At 31.2% G+C, this 14,927-nt stretch carries 15 protein-coding genes; 9 read left to right on the top strand and 6 right to left on the bottom strand.

All coding sequences use genetic code 11. The features are described 5' to 3' along the window. Positions 1-30 precede the first annotated feature (30 nt). Positions 31-1,149, top strand: coding sequence for a DNA polymerase III subunit beta (dnaN, locus tag ACQ629_RS12590; RefSeq protein WP_483705482.1), 1,119 nt, complete (start codon positions 31-33; stop codon positions 1,147-1,149). 98 nt (positions 1,150-1,247) lie between these two features. Here dnaN and ACQ629_RS12585 read toward each other — a convergent pair whose 3' ends face one another. Beyond that, positions 1,248-2,237, bottom strand: a complete 990-nt coding sequence (locus ACQ629_RS12585; protein WP_483705480.1) for a hypothetical protein — start codon at positions 2,235-2,237, stop codon at positions 1,248-1,250. Positions 2,238-2,553: 316 nt separating this feature from the next. On the opposite strand from ACQ629_RS12585, the gene ACQ629_RS12580 reads away from it, so the two are divergent. The 8 genes from ACQ629_RS12580 to ACQ629_RS12545 all read left to right on the top strand — a co-directional run bounded on the left by ACQ629_RS12580 (position 2,554) and on the right by ACQ629_RS12545 (position 9,309). Continuing rightward, positions 2,554-3,318, top strand: coding sequence for a ParA family protein (locus ACQ629_RS12580; protein WP_483705478.1), 765 nt, complete (start codon positions 2,554-2,556; stop codon positions 3,316-3,318). A gap of 9 nt (positions 3,319-3,327) precedes the next feature. Continuing rightward, positions 3,328-4,215: a ParB/RepB/Spo0J family partition protein gene (locus ACQ629_RS12575; RefSeq protein ID WP_483705476.1), complete on the top strand. Its 888-nt coding sequence runs from the start codon at positions 3,328-3,330 to the stop codon at positions 4,213-4,215. A 43-nt stretch (positions 4,216-4,258) separates the two neighbouring features. Next, positions 4,259-4,795, top strand: coding sequence for a DUF5683 domain-containing protein (locus ACQ629_RS12570; protein WP_483705474.1), 537 nt, complete (start codon positions 4,259-4,261; stop codon positions 4,793-4,795). Then, a complete protein-coding gene (gene dapB, locus ACQ629_RS12565; RefSeq protein ID WP_483705472.1) occupies positions 4,796-5,497 on the top strand; it encodes a 4-hydroxy-tetrahydrodipicolinate reductase in 702 nt (233 codons plus the stop codon). A 77-nt stretch (positions 5,498-5,574) separates the two neighbouring features. Then, complete coding sequence (lepB, locus tag ACQ629_RS12560) at positions 5,575-7,158, top strand: signal peptidase I (protein ID WP_483705470.1); 1,584 nt, start codon at positions 5,575-5,577, stop codon at positions 7,156-7,158. Further along, positions 7,158-7,775 carry a WbqC family protein gene (locus ACQ629_RS12555; protein WP_483705468.1) on the top strand — a complete coding sequence of 206 codons (618 nt, stop codon included), beginning with the start codon at positions 7,158-7,160 and terminating at the stop codon, positions 7,773-7,775. Before lepB ends, ACQ629_RS12555 begins: the two co-directional genes overlap by 1 nt. Before the next feature lie 156 nt (positions 7,776-7,931). Continuing rightward, entirely contained in the window at positions 7,932-8,504 is a 573-nt protein-coding gene (locus ACQ629_RS12550) for a Crp/Fnr family transcriptional regulator (RefSeq protein ID WP_483705466.1), read from the top strand. 229 nt (positions 8,505-8,733) lie between these two features. Next, complete coding sequence (locus tag ACQ629_RS12545; RefSeq protein ID WP_483705464.1) at positions 8,734-9,309, top strand: Crp/Fnr family transcriptional regulator; 576 nt, start codon at positions 8,734-8,736, stop codon at positions 9,307-9,309. A gap of 33 nt (positions 9,310-9,342) precedes the next feature. Here ACQ629_RS12545 and ACQ629_RS12540 read toward each other — a convergent pair whose 3' ends face one another. The 5 genes from ACQ629_RS12540 to ACQ629_RS12520 are packed head-to-tail and all read right to left on the bottom strand — an operon-like array spanning position 9,343 to position 14,920. Beyond that, on the bottom strand, positions 9,343-10,845 hold the full coding sequence (locus tag ACQ629_RS12540; RefSeq protein WP_483705462.1) for a lipopolysaccharide biosynthesis protein: 1,503 nt from the start codon (positions 10,843-10,845) through the stop codon (positions 9,343-9,345). 1 nt (position 10,846) lies between these two features. Then, entirely contained in the window at positions 10,847-11,932 is a 1,086-nt protein-coding gene (gene wecB, locus ACQ629_RS12535) for a non-hydrolyzing UDP-N-acetylglucosamine 2-epimerase (protein ID WP_483705460.1), read from the bottom strand. Beyond that, on the bottom strand, positions 11,929-13,209 hold the full coding sequence (locus ACQ629_RS12530) for a glycosyltransferase family 4 protein (RefSeq protein ID WP_483705458.1): 1,281 nt from the start codon (positions 13,207-13,209) through the stop codon (positions 11,929-11,931). Before ACQ629_RS12530 ends, wecB begins: the two co-directional genes overlap by 4 nt. A 1-nt stretch (position 13,210) precedes the next feature. Then, positions 13,211-14,395, bottom strand: a complete 1,185-nt coding sequence (locus tag ACQ629_RS12525; RefSeq protein WP_483705456.1) for a glycosyltransferase family 4 protein — start codon at positions 14,393-14,395, stop codon at positions 13,211-13,213. A 6-nt stretch (positions 14,396-14,401) separates the two neighbouring features. Beyond that, the gene (locus ACQ629_RS12520; protein ID WP_483705454.1) at positions 14,402-14,920 is read right to left on the bottom strand and encodes a class I SAM-dependent methyltransferase; all 519 of its coding nucleotides are present in this window, start codon (positions 14,918-14,920) and stop codon (positions 14,402-14,404) included. Positions 14,921-14,927 lie beyond the last annotated feature (7 nt).

The raw sequence follows: 14,927 nt of genomic DNA, 5'->3' as shown, positions 1-14,927 counted from the left end.
TGTAAATCTAATATACAGAAACTATACTAAATGAAATTTATCGTATCTAGCTCTCAGTTATTAAAACAATTACAAGTTTTAGGAGGGGTTATAAACAGCAATAACACATTACCTATTTTAGACAATTTCTTGTTCGAACTAGCTAACAATGAACTTCAAATCTCATCATCAGATCTTGAAACAACAATGACATCGGTTGTTGAAGTAGAAAGTACCGATACGGGGTCAATAGCTATTAATGCGCGTTTATTATTAGACACTTTAAAAACTTTTCCTGAGCAACCACTTACTTTTAAAGCAGAAAGTGATAGCACTATAGAAATTATTTCTGAGCAAGGTAAATACGACATGGCTTATTTTAGCGGTGAAGAATTTCCTAAAGCTGTTGAACTTCCTTCTCCTAGCAATACTGAAATTCCGTCTCATATTTTAGCAACGGCAATTTCAAAAACAATATTTGCTGCAGGAAACGATGATTTAAGACCTGTAATGAGTGGTGTGTTTTTTCAGTTCAACTCAAAAGAATTAACTTTTGTTGCTACCGATGCTCACAAACTAGTAAAATATACCCGTACCGATGTTACTGCCGATAAATCTGCAGAATTCATTATGCCTAAAAAACCTTTAAATTTATTAAAAGGAATTTTAAGCGGATCGGACAACAATGTTACTATAGAATACAACGATACAAATGCTAAATTTACGTTTGATAACGTTGTTTTAGTTTGTCGTTTAATTGATGGAAAGTACCCTAATTACGAAGCGGTAATACCTAAAGAGAATCCGAATAAATTAACGGTAGATAGAGCTTCTTTTTTAAACTCTGTGCGTCGTGTTTCTATTTTCTCTAGCAAAACAACACATCAGATTCGTTTAAAAATGGCTGGAACAGAATTAAATATTTCTGCTGAAGATTTAGATTACTCTAACAAAGCAGATGAACGTTTACACTGTGACTATCAAGGTGATGACATGCAGATAGGTTTTAACTCACGTTTTTTAAGCGAGATGTTAAACAACTTAAGTGCTAACGATGTATTAATAGAAATGTCTTTGCCTAACCGTGCAGGAATTTTAACACCGATTGACGGAACTGACGAAGGAGAACAAGTTACCATGTTGGTAATGCCTGTAATGTTAAACGCATAGAATCGTTAAAATAAAAAAATGTAAAAGCCACATAATTTAATATGTGGCTTTTCTTATTTTACAGTATAATTAAATAAGCATCTGAATATTACTAAAATTTAATATTGCAATGTTATTGATACTGTATTAGGATTAGAACTATACCAATGTGCCCAATGTTTAGACTCTCCCTCTAAAGGTGTGTAAATTTCTGGTGCCCACGGAAAACCTACAGACCAACTATAAACTGCTTGCGCTTGATTACAATTGCAATATTTATGTCCTGATTTAGCCACATTAAGTGACGATGGATAACCAGGATAACCAGGAGTTACACTTGACCTAAAAGCCATATTATACTCTAACCTATTATCTGTCCTTACTGTTTTCCACCAAGACCACCATAAAAACTTCTTTTTCTCTTGAACCAATGTATTTGCCCCTATAGAGCTATAAAAACCCCAAAAACCATTAAATTGCCTAGCTCTCATTCTATGATTACTATCAAAATACTTATGCGATGTTGCTCCTCTTGCCTTTACTGCTTCATTGCTATTTTTATTAGTATTTGTATGCGCATAAACATTTAACTCTTTCGTATAATCTATTCTTTTTCCTTTTTCAATTTTAATTTCCCCTGCGTTGAACTCTTCTAAAAACTCACCTATTCTATTACTAAAACCCTCAGTATAAGTGTATACAAACTCCCCATCAATTCTAAAAATCTTTCCTTGGATTGCTATTTCTCCGTTTTGATTTAATAAAAACAATAACATATTATCGTCAGAGCTAACATTAGCTACTTCTTTTTCGTTTATCCCTAAGCTTTCTGCTTCATCTGACTCTAAATTATAAACTAACAGCAAAGGGTTATACTTACCCGAAGTACTCATTTCCTTTGCTTCTTCTAACAAATCAGAATCTGATTCTAATCGAATACTAATAAAATTTTTAAGCTCTTTAATGGTTTCAAATCGCAACATTTTAGACTCATTATTCTTAGTCACTAGAGTTTCCTGTTTTTCTTTCTCTATAATATCTTGATCCTGTTCATTTTGACATGCTATAGCAATGATACTTAACATCAATACTAAAAAATACTTTTTCATAATAATTTGTTTTAACTTTTACCTACTCTTACGCTTTTCGGTTTCCGCGATGTAATTTTATTAGCCCTATATTTATAAAGTATAGAAATTCTCTTAACTAGTATTACAAAGAATTGAAGCAAAATTACAGCAGGTATAAGATTAAAATGGGGTTTAAAAAACCCTTATTCACAGGGTTTAATACCCCTAAAAAAATAATAGCATTTTACAAATAGAAAACTAGATTAATTAAATAATGGTTTTTGTTAACATCTTTCGCTTTAAAAAATGATAAATAATTGTAAATTTACCTCTTTCAAACTTTTTATAAATCACAATGGGTAAAATAATCGCAATTGCAAATCAAAAAGGAGGTGTAGGTAAAACTACTACCTCTATAAATTTAGCCTCATCATTAGGTGTTTTAGAAAAAAAAGTATTACTAATAGATGCCGATCCGCAAGCCAATGCTACTTCTGGATTAGGACTAAACGTTGAAGATGTTGAATTAGGAACTTATCAAGTTTTAGAACATACTGCATCAGCTAAAGACACTATTTTAAAAACTAGCTCTCCTAATGTTGATTTAATCCCTGCTCATATAGACCTTGTTGCTATTGAAATAGAATTAGTAGACAAACATGAAAGAGAATACATGCTTAAAAAAGCATTAACAGAAATAAAAGACGAATACGATTATATTTTAATAGACTGTGCACCTTCTCTTGGTTTAATTACCTTGAATTCTTTAGTTGCTGCAGATTCTGTAATTATACCTATACAATGTGAATATTTTGCCTTAGAAGGTTTAGGAAAACTACTAAACACTATTAAAAGTGTTCAAAAAATTCACAATCCCGATTTAGATATTGAAGGTTTATTACTAACCATGTTTGATTCTCGTTTACGACTTTCAAACCAAGTTGTTGAAGAAGTTAAAAAACACTTTAGCTCAATGGTTTTTGATACAATTGTTCACCGAAATATTCGTTTAAGTGAAGCGCCAAGTTATGGTGAAAGCATAATTTCATACGATGCAACCAGTAAAGGTGCTGTAAATTACTTAAATTTGGCGAACGAAATTTTAACTAAAAACGTATAATTATTCTAAATGGCAAAAGCAACTAGAAAACAAGCTTTAGGTAGAGGTTTATCGGCCTTATTAAAAGAAACTGCAGAAGTAAGCTCTGCTGAAGATAAAAACGCTGATAAATTAGTCGGAAATATCATTGAAATCGAATTAAACTCGATAGAAATGAATCCTTTTCAGCCTAGAACCTATTTTGATGAAGAAGCTTTACGAGAATTAGCTAATTCTATAGAACAATTAGGTGTTATACAACCTATTACTGTAAGAAAATTATCAAGTAATAAATTTCAATTAGTTTCAGGTGAACGTCGTTTCAGAGCCTCTAAACTAATAGGAAATAAAACAGTACCTGCTTATATTCGTTTAGCAAACGATCAAGAAATGCTAGAAATGGCGTTAGTTGAAAACATTCAACGTAAAAATCTTGATCCTATTGAGGTAGCACTTTCTTACCAACGTTTAATTGACGAAATTCAATTAACTCAAGAAGAATTAAGTGTTCGTGTTGGTAAAAAAAGATCGACTGTAACCAATTATTTACGTTTATTAAAGTTGGATCCGATCATTCAAACAGGTATGCGTGACGGTTTTATTTCGATGGGTCATGGTCGTGCTTTAATAAGTATTGATAGTAATTCTGATCAATTAACTATTTATGAAAAAATCGTTAGAGACAAGCTTTCTGTTCGTCAAACAGAAGAACTGGTTAAAAATATAAAAGCAGGTACACTTAGTAAAACTGTATCAAAAAAAGTAGTTCCTAGTTTCATTTCTGAAAGTGTAAAAGACATGAGTGCTTATTTTGGAAACAAAATAGATGTAAGTGTAAATAACAAAGGAAAAGGAAAAATTTCTATTCCATTTACTTCTGAAGAAGATTTTAATCGTATCAAAAAACTGTTAAAGTAAGTTGAACACTCGTACTCTCATATTTATTTTTTTTAGCTTTTTTTTGAGTCAACTATTATTTGCCCAAAGAGATTCTACAGCTGTTAGAGCAAAGCGGTTAGAATTAGGCAGCGACAAATACAACCCGTTATCACCATCTAAAGCAGCTTTTTATTCTGCTATTTTTCCTGGTGGCGGGCAAATTTATAATAAAAAATACTGGAAAGCGCCAATCGTTTGGGCTGCAATGGGTACAAGTGCCTATTATTATGTTAATAATAGTAATGAATACGATCGTTACCGAACAGCTTTTAAACTTCGAAAACAAGGATTAAAGGATGAATTTACCGATGAAAACGGAAATACTATAATCTCTATTGACGGACTTGAGAATGCTCAAAAAGTACTTAGAAAAAACAGAGATTTATCACTTTTAACAGGTGTACTACTATATGTTTTACAAATTGTTGAAGCAAGTGTAAACGCTCACTTGCTACAATTTGACACTGATGATAGTTTATCTTTAAAACCAATGGTATATCCCGATCCACTTTTTATAGAAGCTCCCAAAGTTGGTTTAACTTTAAAATACTCTTTTTAAATGAAAATAGCCTTACTTGGTTATGGTAGAATGGGTAAAGAAATTGAAAAAATTGCTTTACAAAGAGGCCATGAAATAATTATTAAAAGCTCAGGAAAAGATACTTACGACATTACAAAAGCAAATATTGCTATAGATTTTAGCGTACCTGATTCAGCTTTTAACAATATCAGCAATTGCATAAATAATCAAATCCCTGTTATTTCAGGAACCACAGGTTGGCTTGATAAATACGAATCGATTACCGACTTATGCAGCCAGAAAAAAGGAGCTTTTATTTATGCCTCTAACTTTAGCTTAGGTGTTAATGTATTTTTTGAGCTAAACAAACAATTAGCTAAAATGATGAATACTTTAAGCGAGTATAATATTTCTATTGAAGAAATTCATCACACTAAAAAACTAGACGCTCCAAGTGGAACAGCAATTACATTAGCTGATGGAATTATTGAAAACTCATCGAAAAAAAGTTGGGAATTAGATGCTAAAACATCCGAAGAAAATATACCAATTACAGCTATTAGAACACCTGATGTAGCAGGCACTCATACTGTAAGTTATCAATCAAAAATTGATACTATTGATATTAAACATACTGCGCACAATAGACACGGATTTGCTTTAGGTGCAGTTATAGCTGCCGAATGGCTCGTTAATAAAACCGGTGTTTACACCATGAGAGACGTGTTAAACTTAGGTTAATTACGTAACAAATAGTTAAAACAGCTTACAAATAACATTGAATTTCATTCCTTCTTGGAAAACAAAATATACATATTATGACATTTACCGAATGGTTTTTATTCTTTTTAATAGTTCAGGTCATCCACTTTTTAGGAACTTGGAAATTATACATTAAAGCTGGAAGAAAAGCTTGGGAAGCTGCAATACCTGTTTACAATGCTGTTATTTTAATGCAAATAATAAATCGTCCAAAATGGTGGGTAATTTTATTATTTATACCCATCGTAAATCTATTAATGTTTCCTATTATTTGGGTAGAAACGTGTAGAAGTTTTGGTTTTAATAAAAGAAAAGATACGTTATTATCGATTTTCACTTTAGGTTTTTATATTTTTCATATAAACTACGCTACCGAAACACCTTATGTAGAAAACAGAAGTTTACAACCAAGATCTGCCTTAGGTGAATGGGTAAGTTCTATCGCTTTTGCTATTATCGCTGCTACTTTGGTACATACCTATTTTATGCAACCGTATACCATTCCTACTTCATCTTTAGAAAAAACCTTATTAGTAGGTGATTACTTATTTGTAAGTAAATTCCATTACGGTGCGCGTATACCTAGCACAACCATAGCTGCACCAATGGCACATGATACCGTTCCTCTTTTAGGAAGCAAATCATTTATTTCTGACAACAAAAATAAAGATGGCTTTTTAAATAAATTATCATTACCCTATATGCGTTTACCTGGTTTTCAAAACATTAAGCGCAACGATATTGTTGTTTTTAGCTGGCCAGCTGACACCCTAAAAACAATGTGGGGAGACAAATCTGGCAAAGCCACTTATAAGCCTATTGATAAAAGAACTAACTATGTAAAAAGAGCCACAGGTATTGCTGGAGACACTTTAGAAGTTCGTGATGGCTATGTGTTTATAAACGGAAAGAAAACGGTATTACCAGACAGAGCAAAACCACAATGGTACTTTAAAATTGATACTGACGGAAAAGAATTATCACAAACTGTCATAAGAGAATACAACAAAAACAGAGAAGGTAGAATGTCTAACGATGGCCTTTACTATTTAAACCTTACTGACGATGAAGCTGCTTCTTTAAAGAAAAATCCTCTTGTAAAAAGTATCGAGAAAAATTTAAGCCCAAAAGGTACTTATGACGCTACTGTTTTTCCTCATAATCCTAAATATGCTTGGTCTTCAGATAATTTTGGTCCACTTTACATTCCTAAAAAAGGAGCTACTGTTGAATTAAACGAAAATACAATTTCATTTTACGAGCAAATCATCCGAAGATATGAAAGTAATGATTTAACAATTTTTGGTAACGATATTTTTATCAACGGAAAAAAAGCTAAAAACTACACGTTTAAGCAAGATTATTATTGGATGATGGGTGATAACCGTCAACGCTCTTTAGATGCCAGGAATTGGGGCTATGTACCCTTTGATCATGTAGTTGGTAAACCTGTTATGATTTGGTTAAGTTGGGATCCTAATTCTCCAGATTTTATGTCAAAAATAAAATCTATTCGATGGGACAGAATGTTTACCACTGTTGGTGGTAGCGGAGAACCTACCTCTTATTTATGGCTAGTACTTGTCTTAATTGCAGGTTATACTGTTTATAGTTTTAGAAAAGGTAAAAAGAAAGCCTAATGTCACTTTTCATTCCCACATACTTTGCTCCTATTTCGCAATATGCAGTAATTTATAAATCTGATTCGGTAGTTTTTGAACTTGATGATAATTATCAAAAACAAACCTACCGAAACAGGTGTTATATTTTTGGTGCTAACGGAAAGCTAAGTTTAAACATTCCTGTAAAGCATTTGCTTAAAACAAGCCGAAAAAAAACAAAAGACACTTTAGTAGAAAATGATTCTCAATGGCAACAACAGCATTTAAAATCGTTACAATCAGCTTATCGCTCTTCACCTTTCTTTGAATTTTTTGAAGATGATATTGCTAAAATATTTAATAAAGAGTACAAATACTTACACGATGTAAATATCGACACTCATTTGTTTATTACTGATGCTTTGCAAATAGACACCTCATATTCCAAGTCTGAAAACTATGAGGTAACTCCGATTATTACAGATTACAGAGACTTAGCTATTGCTAAAAAAGGAATTGAAGTAAAAACCGAATCTTATATTCAAATGTTTGATAACAAACATGGTTTCATACCAAACCTCTCTATACTAGATTTACTTTTTATGGAAGGACCTAATACGATTAGCTTTTTAGAGAGCACTATTGTAAAACCATAATAACTTCCATTTCTTTACCCATAATTAAAAATAAACATACCCGTAAATTGCAATTAACTTTAACACTTACAAGACTTTAAAGAATTTAAAATAAATTTCTTTTGCTTTAATAAAAACTGTAGATTTGGGTAATACTCTAAATTAACGCTTTTTAACATGGATTTTTTCAGGGATTTTGTTTTTAATTTTCATAATGTTTCTGAAAACTCTTTTCAAGAATTTTATAAAATAATCAAAAACAAAACACTTTTAAAAAACCATAAAATAGTTAAGCTAGGTCAAATACCTGTTAACTTTTATATTTTAAAAAAAGGTATTATTAGATCCTATATAATAGATGATAAAGGTAAGGAACGCACAAAAACTATATTCACCCCAGTAAGTACTTCAGGAAATTTAGGTGCCTTGATAAAGAAAAAACCATCAAATTTAATTTACGAATGCCTTACAGAATGTGATATATTGGAGTGTAATTATGAAGCTTTTTATGGTTTATCAAAAAAAAATCATGATTTAGCCATCTTTCATTATAAAGTTCTTGAAGCTATTTACCTAAGAGAAGAAGCTAAAGTGCTAGATTTGTCGATGTTAAATGCCACACAGCGCTACGAAAACCTAAGAAAAAGTCATCCTGGTATTGATAATTTAATTAATCAATATCATATAGCCTCTTTTTTAAATATTACTCCTGTACAGTTAAGTAGAATAAGAAAAAACCACCACACATAGCTTTATAAACATATGTTAATGTACACGTTATGAAAAAATTATACATTTGGTAACGTAACTAACAGGTTACATTTTTTAAAAAAAAGTCCCCCTTAAATGGACTTATAAAAATAATCAAACTTACTCCCCTTGTGTAAGTTTGATTATTTGTGTTTATCTTTTTTTTGTCATTATTTTTTATTAAATTTAGGTCTCTTCTTAAGAGACAACCTGTTAATTACGCCTTTATATGAATAATGATATTGAAAATTTTCTTTGTCAGTATGCTGATTTACCTAAAAATGTCGTTTCTATTTTCAAGGACATTCTTACCTATTGTGAGCTAGAACCTTTTGAATACTTTGCTAAAACAAATGAATATACTACTAATTTCTTTATATTGAAATCTGGGTTAATGAGGTCATATTTAGAGGCTGAGGATGGAAAAGAAGTTACTAAATACATTTTTACACCTGTTAGCTTTGCTGGTAGCTTATCATCATTAATAAAACAAAATCCTTTTGATTCAAATTATCAAGCTTTAACGAAAGTTACAGGTTACAAGGGGTGTTTTTTAAAGCTTAAAGATTTAGCACTAAAAAATCACGAATTTAGCCTCTTCTATATAAAAACAATGGAAGATTTCTATTTAAAAGTAGAAAATTTAATTTTAGATATTTCAACACATTCTGCAACCGAAAGGTATTTAATTTTAAAAGAAAGGATTCCAAACATCGATAATATAATAGCCCAACGTTATATTGCATCGTACCTCAATATTACACCAGTACAGTTAAGTAGAATTAAAAAGAGTTTACTCAAATAAAGTACTTCACTTTACTCCTATTATAAAAAACTTTTATTTAATAAACCTTGCTACTAAATTATTCATTTGATCTGAAATAGATAACTTAATTACTACGAATACATAAACAACAATTATTAAAATACTTTTTAAAATGATATTTATTATCGGATCGATTGGAGTCTTATTAATAGAGAACTCAGGTGTAGCGAAATTCCAATAATAAAATCCTAAAAACAGTATTATTATTATTAAGATCATTTGAAAAGTCTTCTTTGTATAAGGAAACATTTTTAATTTATTATCCACAAACCAAAGCTTAAAAGCGTTAAAACATAAAACAGTTAGCAGTGTTGCTAGTGCTAAACCTTCAGTACCCATTCCTATATAGTTATAGAAAAAAATATTTAAATAATACACCATAAATGCCATCCCAATTCCAACAGGCATGGTAATTTTATAAAATTTTGAATTTTGAATTATAGCTCCGTTGTTACCTAAAGACATTAAAAATAGTTTAGCCATAGATATTAGTAAAACTACCAATCCGCCACCTGCATAATTTTTATTTGGCATTATCTTAAATAACTCATCTACATTACAGTTTACCAATACAAAGAACAACCCGCCAACCAATAATAAATTTATAGAGCTTTTTTCATATAAACTCTTGGTTTCTTTATCGTTATTCTCATTAATAGACTTTGAAGTAAGTGGCTGCAATATTTGTCCCATCGCCCTACTTGGCGCTTCAATAAAAGTACCTATAAATAAAGCCACACCATAATAAGCAGCTGTTGCAAGTCCGTCTTTACCAGGAATCATTACTTTATCTATATCCAATACAAATGCGCCAGCACTACCTGCTAAAACAATATAAAAAGTATAGCGCAAGACTTCTTTAAAATTAGATGGTAATGATAATGTTAACTTAGGTGTGTATAATTTAAATGCATACAATAGCATCAATAAAGTTCTTACAACGTAAGCAAATGTCATATAATATAAAAACTCTTGCTTGGTAATCAATTCAAAACTTACTGCAAATAATAAAACCATAATAGCAGCTCTGTTATAAAGTTCTTTTAGAACATTACCAAAAACTGATTGCATTTGCACTTTTGCCCAAGAATAAAAAACTTCAAAATAAGCGCAGGCTACTGCAATAACGTATATATAAATAGTATAATTTTCAATTATTAAATTCCCTTCAACATTACTTTGGGCAACATACCCCATAATTAAATCATGAAAAAAGTCCCAACCAAAACCAACAGGCAACGCTATTAAAAGCGGTAAAAATAAAACGGAACTTAAAAAACTATCTTTTTCTTTTTTAGTTTTGTAGGCTACAAAGAATTTAATAATTGTAAACTGAATACCTAAAGCAATTACAGGCATTAATAAATTTGAAGCTGCAAATACATACATCGCTAAACCATAATACTCATCTTTTAAAAAATGAGCATATAAATATATGGTGTTAATACCCCCTATTAAAAAACCTAAGTAAATTATAATAGTATTTTTTAGCGACTGTCTTAATACGATTCCCAATTTATTCTTGAATTAATTTTATAATTGATTTATATATTTTTTCACCAACATTATTACCATATAATGCTTCTTCAAATGTCTTTTCTGAGTTTAAAAACTCGTTAAAAGTATTGGTTATTTTCTTCGGATCTGTTCCTGTAATTATAGCGTATTTATAGGCTACCAATTCTGTCCATTCTGTTTCTTCTCTTGCTATAATGCAGTGCTTTTTATTAAAAAAAGCCTCTTTTTGAAGTCCGCCACTATCGGTAACCACCAAACTACATTTTTTTAACAACTCTAGCATATCAAAATAACCAACAGGATCTATAAAAGTAATACTAGGCTGTAAATTATACTTTGCTAACATTTTTTTTGTGCGAGGGTGTAATGGCAATACTACTTTTTTTGTTTTGCTTATTGTTTCTAAAGCTGAAAACACTTCGGTTAATTTCTCTTTAAAATCGGTATTTTCCTGACGGTGAATTGTCGCCAGAACAAATTCATTTTCTGTTAGACCTAAGTCGCTTATAATAGTCGATTTCTCTTCAGAAAACTGACCATAAAATTCTACTGCATCTTTCATGATATCACCATGCTGCTCAATTTTAATCGCTAAACTATCAAAACCTTCTTTTTGCAAATTATCCACCGCAACCTGCGTAGGGCAACTTAATAAATCTGCAATTCTATCTGTTACAATACGATTCACTTCTTCAGGCATCTGCATGTTAAAAGAGCGCAAACCAGCTTCAATATGCACTACTTTTATATGTAGTTTCTTGGCCGCCAAAGCACCTGCAAGTGTAGAATTTGTATCACCATATACCACAACAGCATCTGGTTTTTCTACTACTAAAATTTCTTCGATTTTTTCTAGCATCTGCCCTGTCATGGCACCGTGATTTAAACCATTTATATTTAAATTATACTTCGGTTTCGGTATTTGCATTTCATCAAAAAAAACGGCACTCATATTGGCATCAAAATGCTGACCTGTATGTACAATTATTTCTTCAACTTCGCCATGTTTTTGTATCACTCGGCTTAACACAGCTCCTTTTACAAACTGAGGACGAGCGCCTAATATGGTAACTATTTTTTTCAAGAATTTACTACTTGTTTAAGTATTACTGACAATTGTTTGGTTAATTCTTTGCGATGGTATTGCTCGATATTTACAGATGAAACTGTCAATGAGTTTTGTTGGTGTTTTTTATACAAATCACTAACTGCATTTTTTAATTGCTCTTTGTCATTAAAATCGACTATACTGCCTGCGTTTGTTTTTGCTAAAATCTCCGCTAAATCACCATCTTCTGGACCAATTGCTAAGATAGGACGTTTTGCTTGTAAATATTCAAAAATCTTTCCTGTTATAATTCCTTTAGCACTTGGCACTTTATTTACCGCTAATAATAAAACCTGTGAAGCTCGCTGATACTGTTGTACTTCTTTATGCGGCACATAATTTATTCGTGTTACATTTTTAAAATCGTACTTTTTTAAATCTTCTATAACATCATCAGATAACTTTCCAATCAGTTTTATTTCTAAATCGTTTTTAAAGTCGGTATTTTCTTCGGATAATTCGGCCAATGCTTTCCATAACGTTTTCGGATTTCTATCTGCATTCATCAACCCGATATGCGTAATGGAGAATTTAGAATCTAAAACTGTTTGATTATTGGTGTTTTCATCAGAATCATACCCATTTGTTAACACGTGTACGTTTTTTGAAAATGCTTCATAATTAGCCTTCATTGTTTTACCAACCACCAAACTTGCATCGGCATTTTTAAGGACTTCTTTTTCTAGCTGATGGTGTGTTTTTATCGCTTTTTTAGTTAATGGCAGTTGATGAAAATAATCAATATCCGTCCAAGGATCCCGAAAATCTGCAATCCACTTTACATTCGTTTTTTTCTTTAAATGCAATCCGATTAAATGCAAACTATGTGGCGGACCGGTGGTAATAATTGCATCAATCTTATTTTCTGACAAGTATTTTTCGAGGTATTTTACAGATGGTTTTATCCAATATTTTCTTGCATCCGGAATAAAATAATTGGCACGAACATATTGTAATATTTTCCCAAAAAAAGTCGGATTCGGATTTAAAAAACCGGCACTTGTTTTGGTTTCTTTCTTTTTAAAGATTGATAAAAAATCATTCGGCTCCCAAATAGTTTTTTTAAGTACTTCAATACCTTCAGGGACATCGTTTGCTAAAGATGTATCTATAATAGGATACTTAGCTTCATCAACCGTATATACCACAGGTTCTACATTAAAATCACGTAAATATTTTACAAATTTTAACCAACGTTGCACACCAGAACCACCTGCAGGAACCCAATAATATGTGATAATTAAGACTTTCAAATTATAAATTATTGTATAAATCGATTAAACCTTCAGAAGTTTTATCCCAAGTGAATTCATTTTTAACAAAATTCTCTCCATTTTTACCCAATTCTTCTCTTAAAGTAGGATTGCTATATAACGTTAAAATTTTATCCTCGAAATCTGCTACATTTTGTGCTTCATGTACCAAACCTCCGTTTATTTTTTCAATTAAGTTTTTTTGAGCAATAGCGTTACTTACCAATAACGGTTTTCCCAAACTCATGTATTGAAATAACTTATTTGCATAGGCCACATCGTGTTGAATATTACGTCGTAAAGGTGAAATACAAATATCGCTAGCCTGAATGTAAGAAGGAAATAAGGAAACATTTTGCCAACCTTCAAAATCAACAAACGCTGTAATATTTAATTTTTCGGCTTCAGTTTTCAAAATGTAATCGGTCGTGTTTTTACCTACAATTACCAATTTAATAGTCGGAATTTGTTCTTTTAATTTTACAACAGCTCTTATTGCGGTTAATAAACCTCTACGAACATGTGTATCTCCCAGATAAAGAATAACAAAATTATCTTTATATTTTTTGATGATCTCTGTATTCAGCTCAAAGGATTCGTAAAAAGATTTACGAATGGTATTTGGTACTAGAACTACTTTGTTTTCAGCAATTTTAGTTCGCTCAATTACTTCACTAACGAACTCTTGAGAAACCGTAATTACTTTATCAGCCTTTTTAATAAATACTTCTTCCTTTTGCTGCCATTTTTTTGGAGAAATGATATATTTTCCTGGAAAATTTTGCAAGTGCGGATAAAACTTCATCACCTCTGGCATGTTGTCATGCAAATCTAAAACGACAGGTAATTGCTGTTTTTTATTTGCTGAAAAAACTGCTTCAGCGATTCGGATATCATGAATATGTATGGCTTCAATCTTATTTTTAAACAAAAAATCAGCAATCTTATTTTTCATAATTAATGAATAGAAAGGAACGGTGTATGCTAAAGCAGATAATTTATACTCCAACTTATTAGATTGGTATCGCTTAACATTAATTTGGTTGATCGTTTCTTCCTGCTGTTCTCCTTCATAAGTCAAACAAAATAAAAACACTTCATGTCCTTTTTTTATCAACTCAATTGCTTCATTTTCTACACGAGGATCAGGCGGAAAAACCTTATCCAATATCATTCCTATTCTCATCTACAACTACTTTCTTTCTGCGTAAACAGCATAATATCTCGGAATAAATTTCCTTAATATAGGTCTGAAACCAATTTTATTAACAGGGCTTGTCCACTTTTCTGATTCAACAATATTCCAGTCCGATTTTTCTAGCAACCAATCAAATTGCCAGTCTTCAAATTCATGATAATGCCTGTCCCATATATCCGTTTTACTTCTGTAGGCGTTTGCGAACCATAATTTCAACGGAATTGTAGTAATTAGCTTTGTACTTTTTATTGCTTTTAAAATATTTAAGGGTGCTAACATATGTTCGAAAATTTCAAACGATGTTACCGCATCTACTTCGTGTTCTTTTACAATATCCGTAATAAAATCTAAATCCTCTCCTTTGGTATTAATCACAGTATACCCATGATTTTCCATAATTTCTGTAAACCTATTTCTAGTCCCTAAATCTAAAATAGTTGCTGGAGCAGGTAACACCTTCTCTAAAAATTTTATCGTGTGGTTATATCTCTTTTGAGGATAATATGTTTTCATTAATTTT

The organism is Tenacibaculum sp. SM2510 (assembly GCF_057002845.1).
The sequence above is the reverse complement of the archived record's forward strand: the minus strand, read 5'-3'. Positions and strand labels throughout refer to the sequence as shown.

What these genes read in the sequence shown, in the direction of transcription:
- dnaN (WP_483705482.1), top strand. Translation starts at nt 31, where the DNA reads ATGAAATTTATCGTATCTAGCTCTCAGTTATTAAAACAATTACAAGTT.
- ACQ629_RS12585 (WP_483705480.1), bottom strand. Translation starts at nt 2,237, where the DNA reads ATGAAAAAGTATTTTTTAGTATTGATGTTAAGTATCATTGCTATAGCA.
- ACQ629_RS12580 (WP_483705478.1), top strand. Translation starts at nt 2,554, where the DNA reads ATGGGTAAAATAATCGCAATTGCAAATCAAAAAGGAGGTGTAGGTAAA.
- ACQ629_RS12575 (WP_483705476.1), top strand. Translation starts at nt 3,328, where the DNA reads ATGGCAAAAGCAACTAGAAAACAAGCTTTAGGTAGAGGTTTATCGGCC.
- dapB (WP_483705472.1), top strand. Translation starts at nt 4,796, where the DNA reads ATGAAAATAGCCTTACTTGGTTATGGTAGAATGGGTAAAGAAATTGAA.
- lepB (WP_483705470.1), top strand. Translation starts at nt 5,575, where the DNA reads ATGACATTTACCGAATGGTTTTTATTCTTTTTAATAGTTCAGGTCATC.
- ACQ629_RS12555 (WP_483705468.1), top strand. Translation starts at nt 7,158, where the DNA reads ATGTCACTTTTCATTCCCACATACTTTGCTCCTATTTCGCAATATGCA.
- ACQ629_RS12550 (WP_483705466.1), top strand. Translation starts at nt 7,932, where the DNA reads ATGGATTTTTTCAGGGATTTTGTTTTTAATTTTCATAATGTTTCTGAA.
- ACQ629_RS12545 (WP_483705464.1), top strand. Translation starts at nt 8,734, where the DNA reads ATGAATAATGATATTGAAAATTTTCTTTGTCAGTATGCTGATTTACCT.
- ACQ629_RS12525 (WP_483705456.1), bottom strand. Translation starts at nt 14,395, where the DNA reads ATGAGAATAGGAATGATATTGGATAAGGTTTTTCCGCCTGATCCTCGT.
- ACQ629_RS12520 (WP_483705454.1), bottom strand. Translation starts at nt 14,920, where the DNA reads ATGAAAACATATTATCCTCAAAAGAGATATAACCACACGATAAAATTT.